The organism is Bradyrhizobium sp. CCBAU 45394, from assembly GCF_028128655.1.
GTDB classification, from domain to species: domain Bacteria; phylum Pseudomonadota; class Alphaproteobacteria; order Rhizobiales; family Xanthobacteraceae; genus Bradyrhizobium; species Bradyrhizobium diazoefficiens.
On sequence record NZ_LBIX01000012.1, the window covers coordinates 357,407 to 370,210 of the forward strand.

The window sequence follows — 12,804 nt, forward strand, 5'->3', positions numbered from 1 at the left end:
TTTTGCAGCCAGCGCTACCCGGGACAACTCACGACAAACTGACTTCAAGGGAGCCTCTTGGCAACGGATTGTGCGCCTCTGCCGCGCGCTTTTCCCTCTGTCTGTCACTTCCAAGTCACGGTTCAAATCGCAGTCGAATTCTGTCGTCATGCGAACGGCTTACAGTCGCCTCGCGCCGTCGCGCGAACCTCCGTTCGCATGAGGCTCAGTGCGTCTCCTCGCCGCTTTTCCCGCCATGTCCGGGAACCCCGGCCTCGTCGAGTTTTCGGTAGAGCGTGGACCGGCCGATTTTGAGGCGGCGGGCGACCTCGGACATCTGCCCGCGGTAATGCGAGATCGCGAAGCGGATGATCTCGTTCTCCATGTCCTCCAGCGGGCGGACGTCGCCGGTCGCGGTCAGCATGGGAAGGGTTCCCACTGAGGGGAACGGCGCAATCGGTATTTCGCTACCCGACGACACAACGGAAGGCGCCGCGATCGGCTCGAGCATCAGCGGCGCGGTCGGAATCTCGGTTGCGGGATACGGCTGCGAGGCGAGCAGCGGGAAATCGCCAAGGCCAAGCTGGTCGCCCTCGCTCATCACCACCGCGCGGTACACCGCATTTTCGAGCTGGCGGATGTTGCCCGGCCAGTCGAGCTGGGCGAGATGCGCCACGGCCTCGCCGCTGATGCCGGTGATGGTGCGGTTCTCCTCGGCGGCAAAGCGCGCCAGGAAATGCCGGAGCAGATGCGGGATGTCCTCGCGCCGGGTCCGCAGCGAGGGGATCGTCAGCGGCAGCACGTGCAGGCGATAGAACAGGTCTTCGCGGAAATGTCCCTGCTTCACCCGTTCCAGCAGCCTGCGATTGGTTGCCGAGATGATGCGGACATCGACCTTCACCGGCTTGCGGCCGCCGACGGCCTCGACCGCGCCTTCCTGGAGCGCGCGCAGCAGCTTGACCTGCGCAGCCAGCGGCAGCTCGCTGACCTCGTCCAGAAACAGCGTGCCGCCATGAGCCTCGACGAACTTGCCGGTGTGGCGTTCGGTGGCGCCGGTGAAGGCGCCCTTCTCGTGGCCGAACAGGATGGACTCGACGAGGTTGTCGGGGATCGCGCCGCAATTGACCGCGACGAACGGCTTGGCCTTGCGCTCGCCGCTGCCATGGATGGCGCGCGCGAACATCTCCTTGCCGACGCCGGACTCGCCCTCGATCAGCACCGGGATCGAGGAGTTCGCCGCCTTCTGCGCGGTGCGCATCACGCCGGCCATCGCCTCGGCGCGGGTGATGATGTCGGAGAAGGTCAGCCGGCCCTCGCGGCTGTGACGGATGCGCTGTAGTTCGCCCTTCAGCGCGGAGGCGTTGAGCGCGTTGCGAAGCGAGACCTGGAGCCGCTCCATGCCGACCGGCTTGACCACGAAATCAGCAGCACCGGCGCGCATCGCCGAGATCACGTTGTCGATGCCGCCATGGGCGGTCTGCACGATGACGGGCACGCTGAGGCCGGCTTCGCGGATCTTCGCCAGTACGCCCATGCCGTCGAGGCCGGGCATCACGAGATCGAGGATGACGCCGTCGATAGCGGGTGCATCGGGGGCGGTGAGGGCGGCGATCGCGGCATCGCCGGAGTCCACGACGACCGTCTCATAGCCGCATTTCTGCACCATGTTCTCGATCAGCCGGCGGGCTACAGCGTCGTCGTCGGCGATCAAAATACTGGCAGCCATGGTGTTCCCCGCACGCTACTACTATCTGTCTCGAATCGGGGCACTCTGGCCGAAGCCGATTAACGCACTCTTAAACCTTGATGCCCCCGCCCGCCGTCGCGCTTGTTGAACACAGGTTTCCCACAAAATGAATTCGCGCTCCAAGTCCGCTCTCGGAAAGTCTGCCTTGAAGAAGCCCGCTCCCAGCAAACCCGCTCTCCGCAAGCCGAACACCAGGACATCCGCCGCCAAGAAAGCCATCGTCAAGGCAAAGCCCTCCAAGTCGCCCCCCCCCCCCCCCCCCCCCCCCCCCCTCGCCAAGTCTCCCCCCCCCCCCCCCCCCCCCCCCCCCCCCCCCTCGCCAAGTCTTCACTCGCCAAGTCTTCACTCGCCAAGTCTTCACTCGCCAAGTCTTCACTAGCCAAGCCTGCGAGCAAGACCGGCAGGCTTCCGGAATGGAACCTCGCCGATCTCTATTCCGGGATCGACGCGCCGGAAGTGGCGCGCGATCTCGAAAGGATGGATGCCGATTGCGTCGCGTTCGAGACCGACTACAAAGGCAAGCTCGCGACAGGGACAGCAAATGAAGATGGCGGAAAATGGCTCGCCGAGGCCGTGCGACGCTATGAGGCGATCGACGATCTCGCCGGCCGTCTCGGCTCCTATGCCGGTCTCGTCCATGCCGGCGACAGCGTTGATCCCAAGATTTCAAAGTTTTACGGCGATGTCTCCGAGCGGCTGACGGCGGCGTCCACCCATCTTCTGTTCTTCGCGCTCGAGCTCAATCGTGTCGATGACGATATTTTGACCCGCGCGATGCAGGCGCCGGAGCTCGCACATTACCGTCCCTGGATCGAGGATCTGCGCAAGGAGAAGCCCTATCAGCTCGACGACAAGCTCGAGCAGCTTTTCCTGGAGAAGGCGCAGACCGGCTATTCCGCCTTCAACCGGCTGTTCGACCAGACCATCTCCGGCCTGCGCTTCAAGGTCGGGCCTAAGGAGCTCGCGATCGAGCCGACGCTCAATTTGTTGCAGGACCGCGACGGCGCCAAGCGCAAAACCGCGGCGGAGGCGCTGGCGAAGACCTTCAAGGCCAACGAGCGCACTTTCGCGCTGATCACCAACACGCTGGCCAAGGACAAGGACATCTCCGACCGCTGGCGCGGCTTCAAGGACGTCGCGGATTCCCGCCACCTGAACAACCGCGTCGAGCGCGAGGTGGTGGATGCGCTGGTGGCCTCGGTGCGAGCCGCCTATCCAAAGCTGTCGCATCGCTACTACGCGCTGAAGGCAAAGTGGTTCGGCAAGAAGCGGCTGGCCTATTGGGACCGCAACGCGCCGCTGCCGTTTGCGGCGACGGACGTCATCGGCTGGCCTGATGCGCGCAACATGGTGCTGACGGCCTATCGCGGCTTCTCGCCCAAAATGGCCGAGATCGCCGAGCGCTTCTTCACCGACCGCTGGATCGACGCGCCGGTGCGTCCGGGCAAGGCGCCGGGCGCGTTCTCGCATCCGACCACGCCGTCGGCGCACCCCTACGTGCTGATGAACTACCAGGGCAAGCCGCGCGACGTGATGACGCTCGCCCACGAGCTCGGCCATGGCGTGCATCAGGTGCTGGCGGCCAAGAACGGCGCGCTGATGGCGCCGACGCCGCTGACGCTGGCGGAGACCGCGAGCGTGTTCGGCGAGATGCTGACCTTCAGGCGGCTCCTGGCGCAGACCAAGAGCGCCAGGCAGCGCCAGGCGCTGCTCGCCGGCAAGGTCGAGGACATGATCAACACCGTGGTCCGGCAGATCGCCTTCTATTCCTTCGAGCGCGCGGTCCACACCGAGCGCAAGAACGGCGAGCTCACCGCGACGCGGCTCGGCGAGATCTGGCTGTCGGTGCAGGGCGAGAGCCTGGGGCCGGCGATCGAGATCAAGGCCGGCTACGAGAACTACTGGATGTACATCCCGCACTTCATCCATTCGCCGTTCTACGTCTATGCCTATGCCTTCGGCGATTGTCTGGTGAACTCGCTCTACGCGGTCTACGAGAACGCGGCCGAGGGCTTTGCCGAGCGCTATCTCGACATGCTCGCCGCCGGCGGCACCAAGCACTATTCCGAGCTGCTGCGGCCGTTCGGGCTCGACGCCAAGGATCCCAAATTCTGGGACGGCGGCCTTTCGGTCATTGCCGGGATGATCGACGAGCTGGAGGCGATGGGCTGAGGCGTCGGGCGCGCGGGCGCCTGGCCGCCTCGGGTTCCCGCGCCGGCGTTGAACGTTCGCGCCGGAGGCGAGACTAATCCTTTAGATACTTGATGTATTTTTTCAACTCTTGATTGCCGATCGCTTTTTGTTGCTCGGGAGAGGCTCGCATGCCCGACCAGGGACAGGTCCCGCGACCTGGCGCAGCACGGAACGCCGCAGCCTTCGAGGAGGAAACGCCCTGGTGCGAGAAGCATCAGCAGATCGTGCGCGACGAGATCGAGGCCATCAACACGCGCCGCGAGGAGGCGCGGCAAATCGACCCCGACGGTATCGTCGCCTGCCAGATGCTCGACGTCGTCGGGCTCGCCTTGTCGGGCGGCGGCATCCGCTCCTCGGCCATGTGTCTCGGCGTGCTCCAGGCCCTGAACCACCACGATCTGATCGGACGGATCGACTATCTCTCCACCGTATCGGGTGGCGGCTACATCGGCACCTCGCTCAGCACGACCATGACGGTGACAGGGCGTTTCGTGTTCGGCGAGCGGCCGACGGGGGAAACCGTGACCGCCAGCGAGATCAGCGACACGCCGTCGGTCGGGCACATCAGGAATTATTCCAACTACCTGGTCCCGGCCGGCTTCCGCGATCTCCTGACCGGGATTGCGATCGTGGCGCGCGGCCTGATCGCCAATATTGGGCTGACGCTGCCGGCGGTGCTGCTGCTCGCCGCCGTTACCATCTGGTCGACCCCGCTGCGGAGCTGCCTGACGGTCGCGAACTTCTTCGGTGTCGATCTTGCCGACGGCGCTTCGCCGCAATGTGAGCTGCACCATTTCGGCTGGATCGCGGACCGTTTCGGTTTCGCCGCCATCGGCGCGATCGTTGCGCTGGTGCTGCTTGCCTGCGGCGGAATTGCCTATCTGCTCTCACGCGCGGAACGGGGCACCGGCCCAACCGTCTTCCTGACCTATGCCGCGGGCATCGCGTTCCTGCTTGGCATCGCGTGCGACTTCGCCCGCGTCCTTCAGATCAGGAATTTCGCGCTGACGCTGGCAACGGCGATCATCGGCATCGGCCTGTTCTTCGGCTGGGCGCTCAAGCAGTCGTTTGCAAGTCCCGAGAACCACCAGGAGTTTCGCTCGCATTGGCCGACGGCCGGCGCGACCTTCCTGGTGCTGCTTGCCGTGATCGCGTTCTTCGAGTTCCAGCCCTTCATGCTGTTGCAGATGTTCGATGTCGTCGACAGCAACACGATCGGCGGGCCGGTCGGGGGCGTCGCCGTCACCTGGATCAAATCGCTCGCCGCGATCGCCGCGCCGATCGGCATATTCGTCACGGCCTTCAGGCAGCAGTTCGCCGAATTCCTGAAGGGCAACAGCGTATCCTCGCAATGGGGCTCGCTGGTGCTCGCGATCATCGCCAAGGTCGCGCTGTGGATCGCCGGATTGGCGCTGCCGCTGATCATCTGGGTCGCCTATCTCTATCTGTCCTATTGGGGCATCGCCAACGATCCGATCGAAAAATGCCAGGCGCCTCTGACCGTTATTGCGCAGAAGGGCTGTCTCGCCGCCAACAAATCGACTGTGCCCGCGTCGGCAAACCTGTCGGGCAAGATCGAGTTCGACGCGGCTGCCGGCACCCTCTCGGCCGAGATCACGCCAAAAGCTGCCGCAGCGACGGCGACGACGGACTGGTTGACGCCGGTATCCCACGTTCCGGCGTGGCTCGCATTTGCCGCGGGCAATGTCGCAAGACAATTCGATTGGACGGATCGAGGCTCCGGCTACGCGCACAGCCTGCCCGTGGTGATCCTGTACACGCTCGTCGGCATGCTGCTGTTTGCGATCTCCTGGTCCCTGACACCGAATGCGAATTCGCTGCACCGTCTGTACCGCGATCGGCTGAGCAAGGCTTTCCTGTTCGACCCCGGCCGCTCCGCAGACGGCAATATCGCGCGCGCCGAGGCGAGCCTCGACCAGGGGCGCGATTTCAAGCCGCTCGATCGCATGAAGTTGAGCGAGCTCTTCGTGGTCGCGGACGACGGTGCCACGACGACCGATCGGCCGGCCGCGCCGAAGCTGCGGGCGCCCTATCATCTCATCAACACGGCGCTCAACATCCAGGGGTCGGACTTCGCCAACCGGCGCGGCCGCAATGCGGACTTCTTCGTCTTCTCGCCGCTCTATGTCGGCAGCGAGGCGACGCGGTACGCCAGGACGCCGGCGGTCGAGCGTCTGGAGCAAAGCCTCGACCTTGCCACCGCCATGGCGATATCGGGGGCGGCGGCGTCGTCGAATATGGGCTCGAACTCGATCAAGGCGCTGACGCCGACGCTCGCGCTGTTGAACGTGCGGCTGGGCTACTGGCTGAACAACCCGCGCTATGTCGAGGCCACAGCCCGGCCGCAGCGCCGCTCCACGCCGCTGTTCCTGTGGTCGGAAATCTCAGGCCGTCTCTACGAGAACAGCGACGGCGTTTATCTCACCGACGGCGGCCACATCGAAAATCTCGGCGTCTACGAGCTGCTGCGCCGGCGCTGCAAGGTGATCGTCGCGGTCGACGCGGAAGCCGACGCGCCGATGAATTTCTCCTCGCTGATGAAGCTGCAGCGCTATGCCCGCATCGACCTCGGGGTCCGGATCGATCTGCCCTGGACGCCGATCCGCGACCGCACCCGCGCGATCATGGCGGAGAACGCCGACAGGAAGTCCGCACAAGCGTCCTCCGGCGCCGCGGACGAGGCCCCGCACGTCCATGTGGCGATCGGCAGCATCGACTATGGCGGCGATGACAAGGGCTATCTCGTCTATATCAAGTCCTCGCTCTCCAGCGACGAGAACGACTACATCCGCGACTATGCGCGGCGGAACGACACCTTCCCCCACGAGACCACCGGCGATCAGTTCTTCTCGGAGGAGCAGTTCGAGGTCTATCGCGCGCTGGGGTTCCACATGACCCATGGCTTCCTGGCCGGCGACCATTCCGTGGCGGTGGGTCCCGGTACGGATCCGCGCATGGCGCGATTTACCGAGGCGGGCGAGAAGGCGATCGACGCGGTCCGCGCGGCGCTCGGTCTTCCGGAGCCCCGGCGACCGACCGTGAGTGTCACCGCCACGATGATCGATCAGGGCTGAGCGGCGCGAGAGCCCGAATTCCCGGCAATCGGAATTCCAAATGACCTGATTTGCGGGAAAACCGCGCTTGCCTGCCGTTGCCCTGCCCGAAAGATTAAGGTATCCCAGCCCCAGAATTCGACTTTCGACTGGGGACAATCCATGGCTGACCATAGCGAAGTGGCGTACACCACTGCCGACGGCAACGACTACGTTGCCCACGAGCAGACCTATGAGGGCTTCATCAAGCTGGTGAAATACGGCACGGCCTCGGTCGCGCTCATCGTGATCCTGATGGCGATCTTCCTCACCTGATCCATCGTCTGCCGCACCGACAGCGCCGTCGGTGCCCATAAAATTTGCATTCAAACCGGTGCCAAAACCGGTATCCAACGTTGCGGGAGTGACGCTAAGTTTGCGTGCGCGCTTTTTCCCGCGCCGCCGGAGGGCCTATGAAGATCGCCGTTGCCAAGGAAATCGATCCGTCGGAGCCGCGCGTTGCCGCTTCGCCTGATACGGTGAAGAAGTTCAAAGCGCTCGGCGCCGAGATCGCCGTCGAGCCGGGCGCCGGCCTCAAGTCGGGGCTGCCGGACTCCGAATTCACCGCCGTGGGTGCCACCGTCAGCACTGACGCGCTGAAGGACGCCGACATCATCATCAAGGTGAAGCGCCCCGAGGCATCGGAGCTTGCGCAATACAAGCGCGGGGCGCTCGTCATCGCCATCATGGACCCTTACGGTAACGATGCCGCGCTGAAGGCGATGGCCGATGCCGGCGTTTCCGCCTTCGCGATGGAATTGATGCCGCGCATCACGCGCGCGCAGGTGATGGATGTGCTTTCCTCGCAGGCCAACCTCGCCGGCTACCGTGCCGTGATCGAGGGCGCCGAAGCCTTCGGCCGCGCCTTCCCGATGATGATGACCGCCGCCGGCACCGTGCCCGCCGCGAAAGTGTTCGTGATGGGCGTCGGCGTCGCCGGCCTCCAGGCGATCGCGACCGCGCGCCGCCTCGGCGCCATCGTCACTGCGACCGACGTACGGCCCGCGACGAAAGAGCAGGTGGAATCGCTCGGCGCCAAGTTCCTCGCCGTCGAGGACGAGGAGTTCAAGAACGCGCAGACCGCGGGCGGCTACGCCAAGGAAATGTCCAAGGAGTACCAGGCCAAGCAGGCCGCGCTGACCGCCGAGCACATCAAGAAGCAGGACATCGTGATCACCACGGCGCTGATTCCGGGCCGGCCGGCGCCCATGCTCGTCTCGGGCGAGATGGTCAAGTCGATGAAGCCGGGTTCGGTGCTGGTCGATCTCGCCGTCGAGCGCGGCGGCAATGTCGAGGGCGCGAAGCCGGGCGAGGTCGTCGACCTCGATGGCATCAAGATCGTCGGCTACACCAATGTCGCAGGCCGCGTCGCGGCCTCGGCCTCCAGCCTCTACGCGCGCAATCTGTTCTCCTTCATCGAGACCATGGTCGACAAGAAGGAGAAGAAGCTCGCCGTGAATTGGGACGACGAACTCGTCAAGGCGACCGCGCTGACCAAGGACGGCGCTGTCATCCACCCGAACTTCCAGCCGAAGGTCTAAGGAGAGCCGCCATGGAGCATGCAGCACAGGTCGTCGACCCCTTCGTCTTCCGGCTGTCGATCTTCGTTCTCGCCGTCTTCGTCGGCTATTTCGTGGTGTGGTCGGTGACGCCGGCGCTGCATACGCCGCTGATGAGCGTGACCAACGCGATCTCCTCGGTGATCGTGGTCGGTGCGCTGCTCGCCGGCGGCGTCGCGAACGTCTCGAGCGGCTCGGGCTGGGCACGCGCCTTCGGCTTCGTGGCGCTGATCTTCGCCTGCGTGAACATCTTCGGCGGCTTCCTTGTCACCCAGCGCATGCTGGCGATGTACAAGAAGAAGTCGAAGTAAGCGGCCACCTCGGGCTGAAGGGATCAATGGGGACCTGAGATGAACGCCAATCTCTCTGCATTCTTGTATCTCGTGGCGGGGGTGCTGTTCATCCTGTCGCTGCGGGGATTGTCGAGCCCGGCCTCTTCGCGCCAGGGCAATTTGTTCGGCATGATCGGCATGGCGATCGCGGTCGCCACCACGCTCGCCAACCATCCGCCGGCTGACGGCCTGGCCTGGGTGCTGGTCATCGTCGGCATCGCCATCGGCGGCGCCATCGGCGCGGTCATCGCGCGCCGCGTGCCGATGACCTCGATGCCGGAACTGGTCGCTGCCTTCCACTCGCTGGTCGGCATGGCCGCGGTGCTGGTCGCTGCCGGCGCGTTCTACGCGCCTGAAGCGTTCGACATTGGCACGCCCGGCAACATCCATGGCCAGAGCCTCGTTGAAATGTCGCTCGGCGTCGCCATCGGCGCGCTGACCTTCACCGGTTCGGTGATCGCGTTCCTGAAGCTGTCCGCGCGGATGAGCGGTGCGCCGATCATCCTGCCGTTCCGTCACATCATCAACATCGCGCTCGCCGTGGCGCTGGTGTTCTTCATCGTCGGTCTCGTGCTGACCGGCAGCGCGTTCGACTTCTGGATGATCGTTATCCTCGCGTTGGCGCTCGGCGTGCTCATGATCATCCCGATCGGCGGCGCCGACATGCCGGTCGTGATCTCGATGCTGAACTCCTACTCCGGTTGGGCCGCGGCTGGTATCGGCTTCACCCTCGGCAACTCCGCGCTGATCATCACCGGCGCGCTGGTCGGCTCCTCGGGCGCGATCCTGTCCTACATCATGTGCCACGCGATGAACCGGTCCTTCATCTCGGTCATTCTCGGCGGCTTCGGCGGCGAGACGGCTGCCGCCGGCGGCGGCACCGGCGAGCAGAAGCCCGCCAAGCTCGGCTCGGCGGATGACGCGGCCTTCATCATGAAGAACGCCTCCAAGGTCATCATCGTGCCCGGCTACGGCATGGCGGTGGCGCAGGCCCAGCACGCGCTGCGCGAAATGGCCGACATGCTGAAGAAGGAAGGCGTCGAGGTGAAATACGCCATTCACCCCGTGGCCGGCCGCATGCCCGGCCACATGAACGTGCTGCTGGCCGAAGCCAACGTGCCCTATGACGAGGTGTTCGAGCTCGAGGACATCAACTCCGAGTTCGCGCAGGCCGATATCGCCTTCGTGATCGGCGCCAACGACGTCACCAACCCGGCGGCCGAAGAGGACAAGACCTCCCCGATCTACGGCATGCCCGTGCTCCAGGTCTGGAAGGCCGGCACCGTGATGTTCATCAAGCGCTCGCTCGCCTCGGGCTATGCCGGCATCGACAATCCGCTGTTCTACCGCGACAACACCATGATGCTGCTCGGCGACGCCAAGAAGGTCACCGAGAACATCGTCAAGGCGATGTAGCCCGCGAGGGAAGCGGATCGTGGCCATCAACAAGGAATGGCACCGGTCCCATCGCATGCCACCCAAAGCGACGCGCGAGCAGCGCGTCAAATGGCACGCCGCGCATGCGGCGGCGTGCGGCTGCCGCGACGTTCCCGCGAGCATCCGGCTCGACGTCATGAAATTGCTGCGGAGCCGGCGCAAGCCCTGAGCCGGAGACCGGCCGCATCATCATGACCATCGTCAAGTGGATCGCCATCCTGCTCGCGGCCGTCTATTGCGCCGGTCTCGTCGTGCTGTATGTCCGGCAGCGCGAGATGCTGTTTCCGATCCCACCCGTCGGTCGCACCGCTCCGGATGCCGCCGGCCTGCCTGAGGCGGAAGAGCACGTCCTGACCACGTCCGATGCCGAGAAAGTCATCGTCTGGCACGTGCCGGCCAGGCCCGGCCGCCCCGTGATTCTGTATTTTCCGGGCAACGGCGATTTTCTCGCGGGCGGCGTCAGCCGCTTCAAGGCGATGACCGCCGACGGCACCGGCCTCGTCGCGCTGTCCTATCGCGGCTATGCCGGCTCCTCCGGCGCGCCGAGCGAGGAGGGCCTGCTGCGCGATGCCGCGGCCGCCTACGCCTTCACGACGGCGCGCTACGCGGCGGAACGAATCGTCTCCTGGGGCTTTTCGCTCGGAACGGGCGTTGCGGTCGCCATCGCCTCCGAACATCCGGTCCGCAAACTGGTCCTGGAGGCGCCGTACACCTCGACGGTTGAGGTCGGCGCCGCGCTGTTCCGCTTCGCTCCGGTCCGCCTCCTGATGCGCGATCAGTTTCGCTCCGACGAGCGAATTGCGCGCGTCACGGTGCCGCTATTGGTGATGCATGGCACCAATGACCTTGCCATTCCGATCGTGTTCGGAGAGCGTCTGTTCGCGCTCGCGCATGAACCGAAGCAGTTCGTTCGCTTTGCGGGCGGCGGACACGACAATCTTGATGCTTTCGGTGCGATTGAAACAGCAAAGCGCTTCATTGCTTCCTAGACGGCTCGTGATGCTGCGCGGCGACCTGTCCGTCGCTGCGATCCTCGCGCTGTTGCCGCAGCAGGCATGGGCCGCGACGGAACTCGACGGCGCGGCGATGCGCTGGCCCTATGCACTGCCCTTTGCCGGTCTCCTGCTGTCGATCGCGCTCGGGCCGCTGCTGTTTGCAAAGTTCTGGCACCACCATTACGGCAAGATCGCCGCGGCCTGGTCACTGCTGGCGCTCGGCTCGCTGGTCTGGCTCGCAGGAGGCATGGCGACGCTGGCCGCACTCGTCCACGCCATGCTCGCCGAATATCTCGGCTTCATCGTGCTGCTGTTCTCGCTCTATGTCGTGGCCGGCGGCATTCTCATCACGGGCGACATCAGGGGCACGCCGGCGGCGAATGCCGGCATCCTCGCGCTCGGCACGCTGATGGCGAGCGTCGTCGGCACCACCGGGGCGGCGATGATCCTGATCCGCCCCCTGATCCGGGCCAACCGGCCGCGGCGCCGCAACGCTCATGTCGTCATCTTCTTCATCATCCTGGTCGCCAATGTCGGCGGCGCGCTGAGCCCGCTCGGCGATCCCCCGCTGTTCGTCGGCTTCCTGCACGGCGTCGACTTCTTCTGGACCACGCGGAACATCTGGCTGCAGACGACGATCGTTGCCGGATTGTTGCTGGCGATCTTCGTCGTCATCGACGTCTGGCGCTTCCGTAGCGAGCCGTTGCAGGAAGACGCGGGCCCCGCGAAGCCGCTGCGGATTCGCGGCCTCGTCAACCTCGTGCTGATTGCAGCCATCGTCGCGAGCCTGCTGGCCTCGGCGATGTGGAAGCCCGGCATTGCCTTCGACATTCTCGGAACCAGGCTGGAGCTGGAAGACATCGCCCGCAACGTGGCACTGCTGGCCATTGCGGCGCTGTCGGTGTGGCTGACGCCGGACGAGCACAGGCAGGCCAACGGCTTCACCTGGGAGCCGATCCGCGAAGTCGCAAAGCTGTTCGCGGGCATCTTTGTCGCCATCATCCCGGTCATTGCCATGCTCGATGCCGGGCACCACGGCGCCTTCGCCTGGCTTTTGTCCGCCGTCACGGCACCGGACGGAACGCCGCGCGAGGTCGCCTATTTCTGGTTCACGGGTGTGATGTCGGCGTTCCTCGACAATGCGCCGACCTATCTGCTGTTCTTCGAGCTCGCCGGCGGCGACCCGCAGGTGCTGATGCATGCGCTCTCGGGCACGCTCGCCTCCATCTCCATGGGCGCGGTCTACATGGGGGCGCTCACCTATATCGGCAATGCGCCGAACTTCATGGTCGCCAGCATCGCCCGCGAAAACGGCGTCGAGATGCCGAGCTTCTTCGGCTATCTCCTGCGCGCCGGCGCCGTGCTGATCCCGCTGTTCCTGCTGCTGACCGTCCTGCCGGTCGCGCCGCTCCTGCACTGGCATTGAATCTGCCGGCCGATTTGCTACTG

The 12,804-nt window shown here is 65.1% G+C and carries 10 protein-coding genes; 9 read left to right on the forward strand and 1 reads right to left on the reverse strand.

The features are described from left to right. Window positions 1–205: 205 nt before the first annotated feature. On the reverse strand, window positions 206–1,705 hold the full coding sequence (locus tag WN73_RS08865) for a sigma-54-dependent transcriptional regulator (protein WP_271552401.1): 1,500 nt from the start codon (window positions 1,703–1,705) through the stop codon (window positions 206–208). 219 nt (window positions 1,706–1,924) lie between these two features. Between WN73_RS08865 and WN73_RS08870 the strand changes: the two genes are divergently transcribed. The 9 genes from WN73_RS08870 to WN73_RS08910 all read left to right on the forward strand — a co-directional run bounded on the left by WN73_RS08870 (window position 1,925) and on the right by WN73_RS08910 (window position 12,781). Further along, window positions 1,925–3,898, forward strand: coding sequence for a M3 family oligoendopeptidase (locus tag WN73_RS08870; protein ID WP_442870057.1), 1,974 nt, complete (start codon window positions 1,925–1,927; stop codon window positions 3,896–3,898). A 149-nt stretch (window positions 3,899–4,047) separates the two neighbouring features. After that, a complete protein-coding gene (locus tag WN73_RS08875) occupies window positions 4,048–7,014 on the forward strand; it encodes a cell division protein (RefSeq protein ID WP_271552403.1) in 2,967 nt (988 codons plus the stop codon). A gap of 141 nt (window positions 7,015–7,155) precedes the next feature. Continuing rightward, window positions 7,156–7,308, forward strand: a complete 153-nt coding sequence (locus WN73_RS08880) for an aa3-type cytochrome c oxidase subunit IV (protein ID WP_008136857.1) — start codon at window positions 7,156–7,158, stop codon at window positions 7,306–7,308. Between the two features lie 137 nt (window positions 7,309–7,445). Continuing rightward, entirely contained in the window at window positions 7,446–8,573 is a 1,128-nt protein-coding gene (locus tag WN73_RS08885; protein WP_028173021.1) for a Re/Si-specific NAD(P)(+) transhydrogenase subunit alpha, read from the forward strand. Between the two features lie 11 nt (window positions 8,574–8,584). After that, window positions 8,585–8,902: a proton-translocating transhydrogenase family protein gene (locus tag WN73_RS08890; protein WP_011089862.1), complete on the forward strand. Its 318-nt coding sequence runs from the start codon at window positions 8,585–8,587 to the stop codon at window positions 8,900–8,902. A gap of 39 nt (window positions 8,903–8,941) precedes the next feature. Continuing rightward, window positions 8,942–10,339: an NAD(P)(+) transhydrogenase (Re/Si-specific) subunit beta gene (locus WN73_RS08895; RefSeq protein WP_011089861.1), complete on the forward strand. Its 1,398-nt coding sequence runs from the start codon at window positions 8,942–8,944 to the stop codon at window positions 10,337–10,339. 19 nt (window positions 10,340–10,358) lie between these two features. Next, window positions 10,359–10,529 (forward strand): hypothetical protein, encoded by a 171-nt coding sequence (locus tag WN73_RS08900; RefSeq protein ID WP_165448174.1) that lies wholly within the window; start codon window positions 10,359–10,361, stop codon window positions 10,527–10,529. A 22-nt stretch (window positions 10,530–10,551) separates the two neighbouring features. After that, complete coding sequence (locus tag WN73_RS08905) at window positions 10,552–11,349, forward strand: alpha/beta hydrolase (protein ID WP_271552405.1); 798 nt, start codon at window positions 10,552–10,554, stop codon at window positions 11,347–11,349. A gap of 10 nt (window positions 11,350–11,359) precedes the next feature. After that, a complete protein-coding gene (locus WN73_RS08910; RefSeq protein WP_271552406.1) occupies window positions 11,360–12,781 on the forward strand; it encodes a sodium:proton antiporter in 1,422 nt (473 codons plus the stop codon). Window positions 12,782–12,804: the final 23 nt, after the last annotated feature.